Here is a 16,359-nt window from a genome sequence, read left to right as displayed (position 1 = left end):
ATAATGTGGATACATATTTTGATATTTATGGTGATCCTTGGGGTGTTTCTGGCAGGAAAAATGGGGCGGCTGCCTCCGGAAGCCGGAAATCCGGAAGAAAAGAAACTGTTTATACGGATAGCGCTTACCGGAAATATCATCGGTATGCTCCTGACATTTCAAAGTGGCGGAGATAAGGTTTATTCATCCGGATACCGTATGGAAAAAGAGGAGACAGGTGCTTATGAAGAGAAATTCAAAGTATCTGTAGACGGAGAAGAAGCCGGTTCCCTGTATGTGCAGGTGCCGGAAAAAGAAACAGAAGGATCCGAAGAAGAACCGGAAACAGAACTTAGCGAAGAACAGCAGCGCGAGAAAGAGCTGCAGGACATGATCGTACAATATAATCAGAAAAAAAACGATCCGCAGTACTATTATCTTCCAGATGAATGGAATGGAAAACATATTGAATGGGAGCAGCCAAAAGACAAAACAGGAAACCTGCTTTCAGCTCTTGGTCTGGCAGCAGCGGCAGCAGCTGTCATTGCAAAAAAACGGGAAGAACAGAATGCTCAGATAAAAAGAAGAGAACAGATGCTGATGGATTATCCAGGACTGATCATGAAATTTACTCTTCTGGTGCAGGCAGGCTTAACTGCCAGAAAAGCGTTCCAGAAAATAGCACTGGATTACGGAAAGAGAGAAGATGGTAAAAAACGTGAGGCTTACGAAGAAATCCGAGTAGCCTGTTATGAGATGGACAGTGGGATTTCCGAAGCAGAGGCTTACCGGAGATTTGGAGAACGGTGCGGACAGGTAAAGTATAAAACTCTGTCAACACTACTGATCCAGAACCTCCAGAAAGGAAGCAGGTATCTGGCCGATCTGCTGGAAAAGGAATCCGTGGAAGCCTGGGAGGAGCGAAAAAGAAAAGCAAGAGTGCTGGGAGATACAGCAGCAACAAAACTGCTTCTTCCGATGGTCTTGATGCTCCTGGTGGTGATGGCGGTGATCATGTTGCCGGCATGCCTTTCCTTTTACGGAGGGTAGGACTGGAGAACAGAGAAAGGAAATGTGAGGTGACAAATGAAAATATGTGGAAGTATGTAAAAGAATTTGCGATGGAAGAGGATGCGGTGGGTGTTGTGGAGATCATCCTGATTCTGGTGGGAATATTCACCCCCTATTATGGGGTGGGTATAAGGTGTATGGCGTAAGAATATGTGGATAAATAGTACGATAAATACAAGGAAAGGTGGAAAGTGTGCATGACGTATGAGGAAAAAGAGGATAGCAGAGAGGTTATCCTAGTTGGGTACTATAACGTCTTATTCTACTTAATATTTAGAGTTGGTTTAGATGAATACAAGAAAGATATTCTTATTGAACGCATAAGAAGTGGGGAACGAATGGTAATGAAAGATATCTATAGATGGTGTGAAGGGCATCAAGTACCATTCTGGACAAAGTTTATATATCGCAAAGATTTTTCTGTTAAGGCAAACTTGTGGAATTTGTATTCATATTGCCGTTTCGTATATGAAATTAGGGGAACCCATTATAATATGGATAATAAAAAGTAAAGGAACTGTTGATAAAAGGCTAGACCGAGACAAAGATAATCCGTCAGCAGCAAAAAAGGAAACAATCAGCCCGTTAGAGTAATTGTTGGTTTTGCCCAATTCTGAAAAATATCCTTAGTGGTTTGTGTGAATAGCTTTCCTTTGGAAAAAAGGGTAGTGTTGCGTTTATAACTAAAAGGAGGGATCGAAGGCAATGATTTTGGAACTGGATTTTTTGCAGGAAGTACAGATACTATATGAGCGTTCAGTGCGTTTAAACAGATTACAGCATTCATATACAAATAGAATGGATACCTTCATCTGCAATTACATTACAAGACATGGTTTTTGGAGCAATCCTGCAGCAGTTGGTGCAATTATGAATTGTTTACCGTCACTTTATTATCCAGAGTTAATGTCAAAGATAAGGGAAGTATTCCATTGTGAAAAATATGAGTTGATGGATCTTGCATATAGAGAGAACTATCGAATAGATCCAGAGTTGAAAAGGAGATTGCAGAAGATTTTTCCGGTACTCAGAGACCGGAGAGAAAAGGCAGGAAAAGCGACCACGTTATTATGGGAATATATTTATGACTATTTTAAAAAAAATAGGCTGTTTACAAATAAAGAAGCGCTGGAGGAAATCTTTGAAGCTGTGCCTGATAGTTACGTGAAATTTCGGATATGGGACGCACACCAATTAGAAAAGAAGAAAGAGAAAAATAAAAAAAAGGAGGAGTGCAGATAACGTGGCAGGAAACATATAGAATCAAATATCCAACTTGTATTCATATTGTCGTTTTGTATATGAAATGAGAGGAACTCATTATGATATAGATGATAAGGAGTAGTCGGATTTTTCCGGCTATTTTTTTAAGGAAAAGAAAGTGTTCGAGAGTCGGGAAATATGCAGCAAAATGTGGCAAAACGCAACAATGCTTGGAGGTGATAACGTGCGGAAGGAAAAATTTAAAATTAAATGTCCCAAACGGATTCAATTTGGGGATCCATTGTATTATGAAGATTTTAAAGATAAACCGGAGAGACTCAAAAAGCTGGTGGTCGATTATAAGCCAAAGCCTGAATTTAAGGCAGGCGTATTGTTGACGGAAATGGAATATCCTGAGTTTCCGGGATACATGGCACGGACAATAACCGTTTATTTTGCACCGGAACAATATCTTTCTACATATTTGGATGAAAAGATATATGCTTCACAGAAAATAGAGCAGAAAGAAATCGGTGTTGATTCAGCCCGTTACCTGATTGATGTTGATGGGCGATACGAAGATATTAGAACAGGTGGAGATGGTTATTGGGGGGATTACCAGGAACTGTACCGTGAAATAAATGGGAAGAAATATGTGGACGCCGTGGTGATTTCAATTTCCATGCCGGATGATATGTCCTTTGAGAGCATGAAACGTCTGGCAGAGTATTTTTTTGAAGATATGAGTCCAGACAGGGAGCCAAAAAAAGCAGACAAGAAAAAAGGAAGGGACAGATAATGGGATTTAGCTACAGACGAATAAAAGAGAATGGTTTATTACGAGGGGAGATTTGATATGGGCAGTGGGATAACTGAAATTAACAAAGATACTTTCTGGCAGCTCATTGAAGAAACGAAAAATCAATGTGGACAGGATATGGACGCATCTATTTCCTGGATTAAAAAAGAACTGCTTAGTATGCCGCCGGAACAATCCCTGCGATTTCATGCGATTATGCACGGGTACCGGGATCTGGCTGATAAATACGGGCTTTGGACGGCAGCCATCTTTATAAAAGAGTATGGTTGTTCGGATGACGGATTTATGGATTTCAGGGCATGGCTGATCGCACAGGGGAAAGATATCTATATGGCGGCGTTAGAGAATCCGGATTCCCTAACAAGGGTAGAACAGTATGGAGACTGTGAATTTGAATTACTTAATTATGTTGGAGATTATGCCTATCAGGAACTGACCGGGCGAAGCGCTTATGAAGATTGCACACCGGAAATGGAAAAAAGGGTGCTGGAAGAAATATCCGGGGAAATCAAATATCATCCGCTGATCGAGTATCCATTGCAGCCGCCGGATGTGGCTGCGGTATATCCTGAAATAGGTGACATGATTATGAAAAAGTATAGCATCCGCTTTTTCAGCAAAGATTCCTCCCTATGGAATACTTCACTGCCGGAGCTGAAAGCAATGATAGAAAAGGGAGCGGCTGAAGTACGGAAACTTAAAAAGGCGAAACAAAAAAATAAGGATAAGCCCCGAAAGCGAGACGATCCGTCCAGATAGTGATAATAGGTAGTTTGCACGATCTGTGGAAGAAAATCTTGTTGCATTCTGTGAATAGCTTTCTTAGCCGAAAATGGTATAGTGTAAGGCTTGATAGAACACAATGAATAAGAAGGGAGCGATTCGGAATGCATGCACAATTAGAAGAACTGTGGATAGATGCCATGGAGATGAAAGTGGGTGAGCAGATTACAACTTATCTGCGAAAAAACCACCCGGAATATCAGGAGATAGAAGCACGCCAGAAAAAACTGATTGAGGATTATCCCATGTTGTGGAAAGTGGTGGATGGAGATGGGACAGTTACTTTGAACGAAAAAGGACATTGTGCTTTAAAAGAATATCTGTCCAATCAGGATGACATGGAGCGGCTGGAAAAAGAATACCATTATTATTATGGACAATCCCATGTATTCTCTTATGGGCGCATGTTAAAAAGTATCCAGAGGGAAATCAATCCGGATGGGGATGTGGCAAGAAAGAGAAAACTGGCTGATATGCTGATAGAAGCGAGAACCAGCGAAGCGGAAATGGATTTTTTGAAAGAAGATGAAGAATATCAGAAAAGACGGAAAGAGTCATTACGACAGGAAGGGATCTTAAAAACCATGAATCTGCCGGAAGATATCAAGAATCAGATCGACCTGCTTACCTGCTCGATCAATGACCACTGGAGCCGATATGCCGAACTGGTTTATCAGTATGCGATGGAGGATATCCTGACATTTCTGATAGAAAGGTAGGCAGCACAATGGAAAAAGATACAGTCAGGACGATCAGCAATGGTAAAAGTCGGAAATGGGAATCCAGGGATCAGGCAAAAATGTATTACCTGCAACTGGCGGCCTTTGCCGAGGGAGACGAAAGGCAGAGATATATGAATATCCTTGTGCGGTTAGCAAAGGGTATGAAGGTATGCAGTGACAAGAAACTTTAGATAACATGCTCTAAATTATCTTATGAAAAGTTTCGTATAACGGCAGGCAGGATCGGAAGGTTCTGCCTGCCGTTTCTTTTAAGACCACAACTAGCTGGAAGAAAAAAATCCCTGCCATCGGCAGGCACTTCCTCTTCCGGCAGGTTTTCCACACCGGGGTATCCGAACCCCCATTATTTTAATCATTCAATAGAAGGGATGTGAAGCCTATGATTATAGGAATCGATCATGGCTATTATGCCATGAAAACCCCGCATGTCTGTTTCCCAACAGGGCTGTCCAAGTATGACTATGAGCCATACACGATGCAGAACGTGCTGCAGTATGCGGGGAATTATTATGTCTGCGGTACCGGACGACAGACTCTCATGAAAGACAAGACAGCCAATGATAATTATTATCTGCTGACGATGGCGGCATTGGCACAGGAGATTGAATACCGCAGGGCAGAGAGGAAGGGAAAAATCATTCTCGCAGCCGGATTGCCGCTTGCAGGTTTTGGAAGGGAAAAGACGGCTTTCCGGCAGTATCTGTTCCGGAAGGAGCAGCCACTTTGTTTCAAATACGAAAATGAATCATATGAACTGACGATCGAGGATGTGAAACTGTTCCCCCAGGGCTATTCTGCGCTTGCTCTCCATCCGGAATATGTTCGGGATGAGCCGTCTGTCCTTTTGGTGGACATCGGTGGCTGGACAGTGGACCTGATGAGGCTGGATAATGCTGTTCCCAATGCGGCTACCTGCCGCAGCCTTGAGCTTGGGGTTATTCGTTGTATCGATGAAACGATGGAGCAGGTACGCAGAAGTACCGGATTGTCTGTGACAGATATCCAGATCGAGCGTGTCTTAAACGGAAATAGCTGCAGTTTGGATCCAAAAGCCAAAGAGATCATTCAGAAGAATGGGCGCAGTTATACGGAGAGGATTTTGTCTGCCATTATGGAGGCTGGCTTTGACCTTCGGGCGATCCCGTCCGTTTTCATAGGCGGCGGTTCCACCATCGTAAGACGCCACGTGACACCGCAGGACGGGCTTTGCAGGGCTTTCTACTTAACGGACGTAAAAGCCAACGCTGCCGGATATGAACGGATTGTGGGGCAGATGTGCGCGAGGTGAGCCGCCCCGTTTTTTCCTTTCGCCCAACACTGGATGATCCGGAGCATAAGCGAGCATGGGAGATTTTACAGAGTGTTCCCAATGGACAAAAAAATGCTTTTCTGGTTCAGACAATCCTGCAATCTGCGGATAGTGAAAACCTGATAGAAAAAATACGGATGGTGTTCCGGGAAGAATTGAAGGAGGTTCAGATATCTCCGGAAAAAAGTACGGGGAAACAGGAAGATGAGATTCCGGCACAAATGCTGGATTTTCTTTCCAGCATGGAAGATGTTCCAGAATGAGCAGTAACGCAGAAGTTATTGGTTTTACTAAAAAAATGGAAGGAAAATTTGTCAGATCTTGTGAATGGATATTTCAGGGTTCTTCGCTTATTGTTGTGTTACCAAAAGAAAGGAGAACCAAAAGATGGAAGAAATGATTTGTATTGAGTTAAAAGAAACAACCTTGGAAAAACTGGAAGCGATTGCCCGATGGAAGGCAAAACAGGAAGGAAAAGCGGTCAGCGTAGAGGATCTTGTGGGAATTGCGATTGAGCGGCATTTGGACAGATTATCGGAAAAGCTAAACATCAAAGCGTAGTGATTTAAGGAGAAAGCGGTTGGCTGATAGAAGGCCAACCGCTTTTTGCGTGACAGCGAGAACTTGTTTGACAGGAAGTTTAAGGATATTCGGACGGGAAAAGGCAAAGGAGGTGGTGCTGTTTTGAAAGTATAGATACATCTATGTATTGTTGGTTGTGCAATGATCTGGAAGCCGATGTTTGTTGGGTATTGTGAATAGCTTTCCATGTATCTTTGGAGTATTGTGTGTATAACAAAACGAAAGGAGATAACGCAGATGGAAATGAAGAATATATGCGGTAAGATCCCACTTGAACTGCATGCAAAGGTGAGAGGGGAAATCGAGCAGCGTGAAATTAGCACACAAGAATTTCTGCAACAGGTAATCGAAGAACATTTTATGGAAAAAGGAGTGGAACAGATGGCAGCAAGAACAATCGCAGTACAGGTAACAGAGGAATTATTCGGAAGGCTCAAAGCGGCAGTCGCATGGAAAGGATGCAAACAGAAGGATTTCCTTATAAGCATCATCGAAAAGGCAATCGAGGAAGTAGAAGCAGAGCAGGAGAATGCGAGAAGGGAGAAAGAAGCCCTGGCATCCCAAGAGGAAGAAACTGAGGAAGGATCAGAAGAAGCCGAGGGAGAGCCGGAAGAAGCTGAGGAAGAGCCGGAAGAAACCGATGAAGAACCGGAAGAAGCTGAAGGAGAGCCAGAGGAAGAACCGGAAAGAACCGGAGAAGAAGGTGAATCTGAAGAACCAGAGCCAACCGAGGAATCCAAAAAAGTGCTGCCTGATGGGGAAACGGAGAATGTCGGAGCAGAAATGAATGAACCGGGGACGATAGATGAGGATGAAGAACCGGAAGAAGCGATAGGGGCATAACGGATAGATACATAGAAAACAGCAGAAAAGAAACAGAGGAAAACGGTGTGGCGAATGCCATGCCGCTTTTTTTGAGAAAGGAGGAGGATAGCTGGAACAATTCGATTTTTTGATTTATTCAGCGGAATCGGTGGATTCCGTGAAGGGCTGAGGCGTGCCGGGGACTTTGAATGTGTCGGACACTGCGAAATGGATCCCTATGCGGACAGAAACTACCGAAGGCTGTTCGATACGGAAGGGGAGTGGTATTGTGATGACGCAAGAAATATTGAAACAGGAGCCATGCCGGACTTTGATCTTTTATGTGCAGGATTTCCTTGCCAGGCTTTCTCCATCGCCGGAAAACGTGAAGGTTTTAGTGATGCCAGAGGAACCCTGTTCTTTGAAGTTGCCCGATTGGTTGCAGACAAACGACCTGCGTATTTTCTCCTTGAAAATGTACCCGGACTCTTATCGCATGACAAAGGGCGGACGTTTCTTGCCATCCTCAGCACGTTTTCTGAGTTGGGGTACCATGTCGAATGGAAGGTGCTTAACAGCAAGGATTTCGGAGTCCCGCAGTCAAGAAAACGGGTGTATATTATCGGATATCTTGATGGCAGATGTGCCGGAAAAATATTACCTGTCCCCGTACCAAACGGAGCAGCTCTTATACAAGTCCTTGCAGGAAGCCAGGGGAAAAGAGTCTACGATCCTGCCGGAGTAAGCTGTACGCTTACCTCGCAGGCCGGGGGCATGGGCGGTAAGACCGGCCTTTATGAAGTAGGGATCCCGATCAAGGAGAACACGAAAAAAGGATACAAAATGGCATATCCCGGTGACAGCATTGACCTTGGGTATGCGAACCTGAATACGCGCAGAGGGCGAGTCGGGCATGAGATCGCCCATACGCTGACAACGGAGAGCCAGCAGGGAACCGTGCATTTTGTGGATATGTCTGCCCCGCCGTTTGTAACGGAGAATGCCAGGTGTTTGAATACAAAGCAGGATTCCAGTATCCATAAGCATAAAGGGGAGAGTTCCGGTGTCCTTGTTGAGACTGGACCGAGGGCAATCCTGACGCCGGAGCGCCTCAAGAAAAGGCAGAATGGCCGGAGGATGAAAGCACCGGAGGAACCGATGTTCACGATCACGGCTACAGACCGGCATGGGGTTGTGTACCATGGAAGGATCCGCAGGCTGGTTCCAAGGGAATGTCTGCGGCTGCAGGGATATTATGACAGCCAGATCGATTTGATGACCGTGGATATGTCTGACAGGCAGCTTTATAAGCAGGCAGGGAATGGCGTGACAGTGAATGTTGTTGAAGCCATCGGCAGAAACCTGAAAGCCGTAGATGAAGAATTAAAGCTGGAGGATTCCGTTTATGCCTATTGACCTCCGGGATCAGTATTTCGGTACGGAGATTGAGATGACAGGTATCACCCGGCAGCGTGCGGCACAGGTGGTGGCAGAGATGTTCGGTACGGACTATTATCATCGGATTTCGTATGACTCGTGGTGTGTGCGCGACCAACAGGGAAAGGAATGGAAGTTCTCCAGTGATGGAAGTATCATTACGGAGAGAAAAGTAAGAGGTCTTAAAACGTGTGCGGATGGAGAATTTGCCACAGAAATGGTAAGCCCGAAACTGGAATATTCCGAAATGGGAAAGCTGCAGGAAGTTGTCCGGTGTCTGCGCCATCATGGGGCATTCGTCAATAGCTCCTGCGGCCAGCATGTCCATGTGGATGCATCCAAGCATACGCCGAGAAGCCTGAAGAACGCCATGACAATCATGTATTCGAAAGAGGATATCCTGTTCAAGGCATTGAGAGTGCAGACTTCCAGGGAACGGAATTATTGCCAGAAGGTGCGTCCTGCCGTGCTGGAAAAGATCCGGAAGATGCCGAACAGCACGATCACAATGGAAAAGTTTAAGAGAGCATGGTATGAGGGTAGTGATGGCAGTGATGAACATTACAACTGGTCAAGATATTATGCTTTGAACCTGCATGCGGTGTTCTTGAAAGGGACATTGGAGTGGCGGTGTTTTGAAAGCACGCTCCATGCAGGGGAGGTGCGGGCAAACATTACGCTTGCACTGGCAATCTCGGCACAGGCGATCAACCAGAAGTGTACGCAGATGAGGAAAACGGAAATATCAGAAAATCTTGCATTCACATTCCGGACGTTCCTTTTAAGGCTTGGCCTGATCGGACCTGAGTACAAAAATGTCCGGGAACATCTTTTGAAGAATCTGGAAGGTGACCGGGCATGGAGGTATGACAAAAGCCAGTATGCCTGCCTGCAGCAAAGAAACCGGGAGCAGGAAACCCGGTAACATGACAATTGAATATGAAAGAAATAAAACCAGCCGGATAGAAAATCACATCTTTCCGGCTTACTTTTTTGAAAGGATGAATAAGACCATGAAAATGAAAAGAAAAATGAAACAGATCATATCCGGGCTGTTGGCCGCGGTAACGATCTTCTCTGGAGCCGTATCCCCTTTGACTGCCTCTGCTGCGGAGACAGATCCAAAGGAAAAGAAGCCCCCGGTATATGAAGAAGTCAAAGACCAGCTAAATGAGGATGAGGTGGTTACGGCGCATGACTATGCAGTGGAGGTCGGCAGTGATTTTGATGTGACTTTCGATTTCACAGGGCTTGACATTATTGACGACAACAAAGTAAAAGTTACATTTGAAGAAGCCAAAAATACCAAGGGAGAAGATTTTTCCACAGACCATGCCGATACCTATAAGGCGGTTTATTATGTGGAACCCAAGACTACGGACCATCCGATCTACCAGATCAGCCGTAATCTGGTGGTGAAAGATACGGGGACTGTTTCCCGCAGCAATATAGAATCAGAAACAGAGAACCACGATGCAGGGCAGACAGAGGAAACCCAGGATGATGGGGAGGATGCCTCGCAAACGGAGAGCCAGCAGACAGAAGTACAGACCGATGGCACATCTGATACCTTGCAGACAGAAGGATTAACAGAAACGGAGCTTGATAAAGCGCTTGAAGAAGCGGAAACACAGGATACTGTGGATGAGGAAAGCGGGCTGTCTGTTTCTGATGTGATGGAGCAGGCCGTAGAGGAAGAAGTGGGACTGTTTTCGCTTGAAGCAGGAGAGAGTGTCACTTTTCAGGCATCTGCAAGAGCGAATACCGGGAATTTAAGTGTGACAGTGACAAAAGGTTCCTGGTATTATTATGCAGATTATGGACTTGGAACTTATCTGACTTGTCCATATACGGTTCAGTTTGGAAGTATCACTGCGACAGCATATTGTGTGCAGCCATCTAAGCCGGGACCTGGGGATGGCGTGTATTCGATTGAAAAACTGGCAGATGGAAAAACGCTTGCCAAGGTCTGCTATTATGGTACGAAAGCCAGCGGTGAGAATGGATTCTTTGATGAAAAGCATCCGGATTTTTCTACAGGAAAGCGATTCATCATTACCCATCTGGCGGCTGCGTATGCCAATGGAAGCGGTGACGCATTTTCCGGTACGAATTCCACCGGACAGGCACTGGCAATGGAACTTTACAATTATTGTGTGAGCCAGCCGGATATCCCGGATGTGGCAATGTCTTTTTCCGATGCGGATGTGACTGCATATATTGATGGCAATTCACAGCGGACAAAAGAGATCACATTTAAAGCGGATGAGCTGCAGACGATCACCATGAAACTGCCAAGCGGCGTCAAATTCCATAACGTGACAACTGGAAAGACCAGTGCGGCAGGTGCAAGCGTGGAGGTAAGCGGAGGAACTAAATTTTATCTTTCCGCACCGCTGACACAGGCAGAAGATGTAAAGGATACCTGGTCTGCTACAATGAAAGGAAGCATCACCAAGGATTTCAGCGCTTATAAGATCACAACGGGATCCGGCACGCAGGATCTGGCCCTTGTATTCGGTGAAGGCGTGGATGATGAAAAATATGTGGATTTCAAGGTGAGCTGGCTGAAGATGGCAACGGTTGAGATCGTTAAGAAAGACAGCAAGACAGGAAATAACCTTGCAGGCGCTGTATATGGGATCTACAGTGACAAAGACTGCACAAAGCTGATCACAGAAATGCCGGCCACAGACAGCAATGGCGCTTCCAGCGTGATGATCACCAAGACACAGGATACCGTATATTTAAAAGAGATTTCAGTACCAACTGGTTATCTAATCGATACGAGATCATATGGTGTGGATCTTGTGATTGGAGGTACGACCACTCAAAATGTGACAGATGAACGTGCCAATGGCACGATCCATCTGGTAAAGAAAGATAAAGAGACCGGAGAAGTGACACAGGGGGATGCCGTTTTTGAGGGCGCCGTGTATGGATTATTTGCCCGTGAGGACATCGTGCATCCGGATGGAAAGACGGGTGTCCTTTATAAAGCAGGTACCCAGGTCGCAACCTTGACTGTAGACGCAAAGGGAAATGCCAAGGCAGAAGATCTGTATCTCGGAAAATATTATGTGAAAGAGATTACCCCTCCGGTCGGATATCTCCCGGATGAGGAAGAACATGATATTGAAGTAAGTTATGAGGGGGACAAGGCAAGAACTGTGGAGCGTACCGCAGAATCCCCGGAGCAGGTAGAGAAACAGCCATTCCAGGTAATCAAGGCAGCGAATAATGGAAAAACGGATGCGGATCTTTTATCCGGCGTTGGATTTTCAGCGTACCTTGTAAGCAGCCTGAAAGTAAATGCGGATGGTTCCTATGATTTTACTTCCGCAGATCCGGTCGTCCTGACCGCTGATGGGAAAACAGAAATGTTTACTGATGAAAAAGGCTATGCCTGCTCTATCCCGCTCCCTTACGGAACGTACATCGTGCGGGAGACAACGACACCGCATAACTTTACCCCGGTAGATGATTTTGTTGTGACAATCTCTGAAAACAAAACGGAACCGCAGGTATGGCGTGTCCTTCTGGATGATGAATTTGAGGCGAAGCTGAAGATCATCAAGAAAGACGATGAGACCAAGAAATCGGTACTGATTCCCAATACAGAGTTTAAAGTTTATGATCTGGACAACCAGAAATATGTGAAGCAGGTAACGACCTATCCGAATACGGCTGTGCATAAATCCTATTTTACGAATGAGGAAGGATATCTGATCCTGCCGGAGAACCTGAAACCGGGAAATTACCGGATCGAAGAAGTGACTGCACCGGACGGATATACATTAAATACGGTTTACGCAGAGATTAAAGTGGATTCCAATACCGCATACCAGGTAGATGGAGTTAGTAAGGATGCCATCATTGAAGTGGAATATGAAAACCATCCGGCAAAAGGCAAGCTTATCATCCATAAAGATGGCGAAGTATTGTCTGGATTTGATGATGATTTCCACTATGAAGCGGCAGATCTTGCGGGCGCCGTGTTCCAGGTATATGCCGCAGAGGATATTTATACGGCGGATCATCAGGTCAATGAATCTGGCAGCCGTAACCTGGAGTATGCCTGCGGTACGCTGGTAGCGACCGTAACAACGGATGAGGAAGGAAAAGCCGTGGTAGAGAACCTGCCGCTTGGAAAATACCGGATCGAAGAAGTAACTGCCCCGGAGGGTTATGTCCTGCATGCATCTTCAAAAGAAGTGGAATTTGTCTATGAAGGACAGGATACTCCGGTCATTACGGAGACAGTGGATTTCACCAACGACAGGCAGAAAGTCAGCATCACGGTAGAGAAGCAGGATGCCGAAAACGGAGCGGTTGTAGAGGGGGCCAAGTTTGGGCTTTACAATGCAGAAGATATCGTATCCGGTGATAAGACCATCGTAACAGCAGATACCCTGCTTGAGACGGTAACCAGTGATGGGAAAGGCAAGGCGGCCTTTGCGCTCGACCTGCCGTTTGGCAAATATTATGTGAAAGAACTGGCAGCGCCGGCCGGATTTGTATCTTCCGATGAAATCCTTACCTTTGACGCTTCTTACCAGGGACAGGATATCCCTGTAGTCAAACTGGAAGCCATAAAGAAAAATGAGCCGACTACGGTTGAAATTACGAAATCGGATATCACCACAGGCGTAGAACTTTCCGGTGCTTCCCTTTCTGTCATTGATAAAGATGGTAATGTCATTGATAGTTGGGTATCCGTAAAGGATGAGCCGCACATCATCAAAAGGCTGACAGCGGGAGAGAGTTATACACTGCGTGAATCTTTTGCACCGTTTGGGTACCTGAAAACAACCGATGTTACTTTTACAGTAGAGGATACGGCAGAGATCCAGAAAGTGGAGATGAAGGATGACGTACCGACCGCAACACTGATCGTCAACAAAAAGGGTGAATTCCTTGACAGCGTGACATTAGTCAGCCAGATCAAGGGAGTTGTGGAGCATATCTTTCATTACATCACCGGAAACCTGACGGATGTTACCTTTGAAATTTACGCAGCCGAAGATATCAAAGCAGCGGATAATGTGAGTGAAGATCATTTTAAAAAGGATGAACTGGTAGCAACCGTAACGACGGATGAGATGGGTATCGCAAAAGTGGAAAACCTGCCTGTTGGAAAATATTATGTGGTTGAGGCAGGCACAGCTTATGGATATGTGCTGGATGACGAACCGAGATATGTGGATCTTACTTACCGGGACCAGGATACTCCGGTCGTGGTATACGATGAAGATTGGCAGAATAACAGACAGAGGGCGGTTGTATCCGTATTAAAGAAAGAAAAGGACAGCGACCGTGTACTGGAGGGAGCGATCTTCGGACTTTACACAAAAGAGGACATCCTGTCTGCATCAGGAAAAGTCCTGATTGAAGCGGACACCATCATTGAATTAAAGTCTACAGATGCGGAAGGAAAAATTACCTTTGTGGCGGATCTTCCGGTGGATGGAAAGTATTATGTAAAAGAGATCTATGCTCCGGCTGGTTTCGTAACAACAGACGAGATAAAGGAATTCACGTTTGAGTATCAGGGTGAGGATACTGCGGAGGTTTCCTATGCTTTCACTTTTGAAGATGAGCCGACTACAGTGGAGATCACAAAGAGCGACTTAACAACCGGGAAAGAACTGCCGGGAGCAAAACTCCAGGTGATTGATGAATCCGGCAAGATCGTGGATGAATGGGTATCCGAGAAAGAACCTCATGTCATTAAGGAACTGGCAGTAGGCAAGACCTATTCATTGGTTGAAACAAAACCTGCTGACGGATATGTGACTGCGGAAAGCGTTGCGTTTACTATCGAGAATACCGCCAAGATCCAGAAGGTGGAGATGAAAGATGACGTCACCAAAGTGGAGATCAGCAAGACCGATATCACCGGAAAGAAGGAGCTGCCAGGAGCCAAGCTGACGATTTTGGACAGCGATGGCAACGTGGTGGAAACCTGGGTATCTACGGGTGAACCGCATTATATTGAAAAACTGCCGATTGGCACTTACACACTGCGCGAGGAGCAGGCCCCGGATGGTTACCTGGTGGCTGAGGATATTACTTTTGAAGTAAAAGATACGGCGGAAATCCAGAAAGTGGTTATGAAGGATGAAGCGAAACCGACCGATGTACCGAAAACCGGAGATGATACGAACCTCTGGCTTCCGCTTCTTCTCATGGTTCTGTCCGCAGCCGGATTGACTGGCCTTGCGGTGAGCAGAAGAAGGAAGAAACGCAAAAATGGTTAAGAGCCATGTATGGGAAGGAGCCTGCCAAAGTGCGGGCTCCCGTTTTTGGAAAAATTTTAGAAGGAAGGTGATAGGTTGGGGCAAACGCTGTATTTTGCCTATGGCAGTAACATGAACTTAGACCAGATGGAATATCGCTGTCCGTCCGCACAGGTGGTCGGGAACGTCCGTCTGGAGGATTACCGTTTGACATTTTGCAGCCATAATCCGGACAGAGGGGTGGCAACGATCCTGCCGGAAACGGGCAGCCATGTAGATGGTGTCTTATGGAAGATCACGCAGGACTGCGAGATAAGCCTGGACCATTATGAGGGTTATCCCTATTTGTACGGAAAAGAGGCCATTCTTGTGAAAGCGGGAGATGGCAGAACCTATGAATCTATGGCCTATGTCATGAACGCACCGCACAAAGACTGCCCGGCCAGACCATCGGATTTTTATCTGCGTGGGATTTTGGAGGGCTGTGAGCAGAATGGGATTCCAACTGAGCCGATCATGGACGCTGTATGCCGGACAGAAAAGGAAGTGAAAGCCAAGGATGCAAAAAACAGGAAAAAGGGATGGGAACGATAATTCAAGCAGGCATCCGGCTGGCGCCCACTGGATTTTGCAGCTGCTCCTGCTCTTGATTTTTTGTATCAGTGCGGGGTTCCTGTATTATCACATGGTAGCCATACCGAAAGAGAACCGGGAACTGGCAGAGACACTGAAGGAAGATTTTCCGGGGGAACAACTCCCGGAGGATCCCTCCAAAGAAGAACAGCCGGCTGGAGAAAAAAATACCATGCAGCCCCTTGTTGATCTGGCAGCCCTACAGGACCAGTATCCGGATATCCGTGGGTGGCTTACGATCCCGGATACAGGCATAGATTATCCTGTCCTGCAAGGGAGCGCGGATGATCCGGAATATTATCTGCACCGGAATTATAAAGGGGAACAGGACATCAATGGGAGTTTGTTCCTGCAATGGAACTGCGATGTCCGGGAAGGGGAGAATCTCATCATCTATGGGCATAACATGAACAGCGGCGTGATGTTCGGGAATCTCGATAAGTATGCATCTTCCGATTATTGTGAAGCCCACCCGACTGTTCTTTTCCAGACTGTGGACGGCGTATCTTCTTATACTGTCGTGGCAGTCCTGAAAGCAGATGTGTCCATGTTCCCGTTCCAGCAAGCCTCTTTTCAGGAGCCGGATGGTCTCCTATCCTATCTCACGCAGGCGAAAGGGCTGCAACTGTTCGACAATGGGAAGATTCTTGCGGCAGATGATGTAAAGCAGGTACTTACTCTGGTAACGTGTTCCTATGAATGGAATGGCGCCAGGAACATTGTGGTGGCTGTTCGGGATGAGCCGTAATATGAAAA

17 protein-coding genes are annotated in these 16,359 nt (G+C 45.9%); all 17 read left to right on the top strand.

All coding sequences use genetic code 11. The features are described 5' to 3' along the window. Positions 1–3: 3 nt before the first annotated feature. The 17 genes from NCY57_RS03245 to NCY57_RS03165 all read left to right on the top strand — a co-directional run bounded on the left by NCY57_RS03245 (position 4) and on the right by NCY57_RS03165 (position 16,351). Positions 4–1,029 carry a type II secretion system F family protein gene (locus tag NCY57_RS03245; RefSeq protein WP_173761353.1) on the top strand — a complete coding sequence of 342 codons (1,026 nt, stop codon included), beginning with the start codon at positions 4–6 and terminating at the stop codon, positions 1,027–1,029. Between the two features lie 29 nt (positions 1,030–1,058). Further along, positions 1,059–1,196: a hypothetical protein gene (locus NCY57_RS03240; RefSeq protein ID WP_173732674.1), complete on the top strand. Its 138-nt coding sequence runs from the start codon at positions 1,059–1,061 to the stop codon at positions 1,194–1,196. 51 nt (positions 1,197–1,247) lie between these two features. Then, a complete protein-coding gene (locus NCY57_RS03235) occupies positions 1,248–1,562 on the top strand; it encodes a hypothetical protein (RefSeq protein ID WP_054335442.1) in 315 nt (104 codons plus the stop codon). 193 nt (positions 1,563–1,755) lie between these two features. Next, complete coding sequence (locus NCY57_RS03230) at positions 1,756–2,292, top strand: hypothetical protein (protein ID WP_250789478.1); 537 nt, start codon at positions 1,756–1,758, stop codon at positions 2,290–2,292. Positions 2,293–2,554: 262 nt separating this feature from the next. Next, positions 2,555–3,052 carry a hypothetical protein gene (locus NCY57_RS03225; protein ID WP_250789477.1) on the top strand — a complete coding sequence of 166 codons (498 nt, stop codon included), beginning with the start codon at positions 2,555–2,557 and terminating at the stop codon, positions 3,050–3,052. A gap of 57 nt (positions 3,053–3,109) precedes the next feature. After that, positions 3,110–3,832 carry a DUF4240 domain-containing protein gene (locus tag NCY57_RS03220; protein ID WP_250789476.1) on the top strand — a complete coding sequence of 241 codons (723 nt, stop codon included), beginning with the start codon at positions 3,110–3,112 and terminating at the stop codon, positions 3,830–3,832. Between the two features lie 128 nt (positions 3,833–3,960). Then, a complete protein-coding gene (locus NCY57_RS03215) occupies positions 3,961–4,575 on the top strand; it encodes a hypothetical protein (RefSeq protein WP_250789475.1) in 615 nt (204 codons plus the stop codon). Positions 4,576–4,583: 8 nt separating this feature from the next. Continuing rightward, the gene (locus NCY57_RS03210) at positions 4,584–4,769 is read left to right on the top strand and encodes a hypothetical protein (protein WP_054335447.1); all 186 of its coding nucleotides are present in this window, start codon (positions 4,584–4,586) and stop codon (positions 4,767–4,769) included. A 209-nt stretch (positions 4,770–4,978) separates the two neighbouring features. Next, positions 4,979–5,887 (top strand): ParM/StbA family protein, encoded by a 909-nt coding sequence (locus NCY57_RS03205; protein ID WP_173885174.1) that lies wholly within the window; start codon positions 4,979–4,981, stop codon positions 5,885–5,887. Next, positions 5,884–6,171, top strand: a complete 288-nt coding sequence (locus tag NCY57_RS03200; protein ID WP_054335448.1) for a hypothetical protein — start codon at positions 5,884–5,886, stop codon at positions 6,169–6,171. The genes NCY57_RS03205 and NCY57_RS03200 overlap by 4 nt, the downstream gene beginning before the upstream one ends. A gap of 124 nt (positions 6,172–6,295) precedes the next feature. Then, on the top strand, positions 6,296–6,469 hold the full coding sequence (locus NCY57_RS03195; RefSeq protein WP_173885172.1) for a hypothetical protein: 174 nt from the start codon (positions 6,296–6,298) through the stop codon (positions 6,467–6,469). A gap of 258 nt (positions 6,470–6,727) precedes the next feature. Continuing rightward, positions 6,728–7,333, top strand: a complete 606-nt coding sequence (locus tag NCY57_RS03190; protein ID WP_054335449.1) for a hypothetical protein — start codon at positions 6,728–6,730, stop codon at positions 7,331–7,333. An 87-nt stretch (positions 7,334–7,420) separates the two neighbouring features. Then, complete coding sequence (gene dcm, locus NCY57_RS03185) at positions 7,421–8,710, top strand: DNA (cytosine-5-)-methyltransferase (RefSeq protein WP_173885269.1); 1,290 nt, start codon at positions 7,421–7,423, stop codon at positions 8,708–8,710. Then, positions 8,700–9,656, top strand: coding sequence for an amidoligase family protein (locus tag NCY57_RS03180; RefSeq protein WP_054335451.1), 957 nt, complete (start codon positions 8,700–8,702; stop codon positions 9,654–9,656). Before dcm ends, NCY57_RS03180 begins: the two co-directional genes overlap by 11 nt. 88 nt (positions 9,657–9,744) lie before the next feature. Further along, positions 9,745–14,991 carry a SpaA isopeptide-forming pilin-related protein gene (locus NCY57_RS03175; RefSeq protein ID WP_250789474.1) on the top strand — a complete coding sequence of 1,749 codons (5,247 nt, stop codon included), beginning with the start codon at positions 9,745–9,747 and terminating at the stop codon, positions 14,989–14,991. A gap of 75 nt (positions 14,992–15,066) precedes the next feature. After that, positions 15,067–15,564, top strand: coding sequence for a gamma-glutamylcyclotransferase family protein (locus tag NCY57_RS03170; RefSeq protein WP_173885168.1), 498 nt, complete (start codon positions 15,067–15,069; stop codon positions 15,562–15,564). Continuing rightward, positions 15,530–16,351: a class B sortase gene (locus tag NCY57_RS03165; RefSeq protein WP_173885166.1), complete on the top strand. Its 822-nt coding sequence runs from the start codon at positions 15,530–15,532 to the stop codon at positions 16,349–16,351. Before NCY57_RS03170 ends, NCY57_RS03165 begins: the two co-directional genes overlap by 35 nt. Positions 16,352–16,359: the final 8 nt, after the last annotated feature.

The sequence above is a fragment of the Blautia sp. MB18-30 genome, assembly GCF_023669475.1.
GTDB lineage: Bacteria > Bacillota > Clostridia > Lachnospirales > Lachnospiraceae > Blautia_A > Blautia_A fusiformis.
The sequence above is the reverse complement of the archived record's forward strand: the minus strand, read 5'-3'. Positions and strand labels throughout refer to the sequence as shown.

Bases quoted from the DNA above. Each gene is read 5' to 3' on its own strand.
- NCY57_RS03220 (WP_250789476.1), top strand. From the start codon at position 3,110: ATGGGCAGTGGGATAACTGAAATTAACAAAGATACTTTCTGGCAGCTC.
- NCY57_RS03215 (WP_250789475.1), top strand. From the start codon at position 3,961: ATGCATGCACAATTAGAAGAACTGTGGATAGATGCCATGGAGATGAAA.
- NCY57_RS03235 (WP_054335442.1), top strand. From the start codon at position 1,248: ATGACGTATGAGGAAAAAGAGGATAGCAGAGAGGTTATCCTAGTTGGG.
- NCY57_RS03180 (WP_054335451.1), top strand. From the start codon at position 8,700: ATGCCTATTGACCTCCGGGATCAGTATTTCGGTACGGAGATTGAGATG.
- NCY57_RS03210 (WP_054335447.1), top strand. From the start codon at position 4,584: ATGGAAAAAGATACAGTCAGGACGATCAGCAATGGTAAAAGTCGGAAA.
- NCY57_RS03245 (WP_173761353.1), top strand. From the start codon at position 4: ATGTGGATACATATTTTGATATTTATGGTGATCCTTGGGGTGTTTCTG.
- NCY57_RS03195 (WP_173885172.1), top strand. From the start codon at position 6,296: ATGGAAGAAATGATTTGTATTGAGTTAAAAGAAACAACCTTGGAAAAA.
- NCY57_RS03175 (WP_250789474.1), top strand. From the start codon at position 9,745: ATGAAAATGAAAAGAAAAATGAAACAGATCATATCCGGGCTGTTGGCC.
- NCY57_RS03205 (WP_173885174.1), top strand. From the start codon at position 4,979: ATGATTATAGGAATCGATCATGGCTATTATGCCATGAAAACCCCGCAT.
- NCY57_RS03230 (WP_250789478.1), top strand. From the start codon at position 1,756: ATGATTTTGGAACTGGATTTTTTGCAGGAAGTACAGATACTATATGAG.
- NCY57_RS03165 (WP_173885166.1), top strand. From the start codon at position 15,530: ATGCAAAAAACAGGAAAAAGGGATGGGAACGATAATTCAAGCAGGCAT.
- NCY57_RS03190 (WP_054335449.1), top strand. From the start codon at position 6,728: ATGGAAATGAAGAATATATGCGGTAAGATCCCACTTGAACTGCATGCA.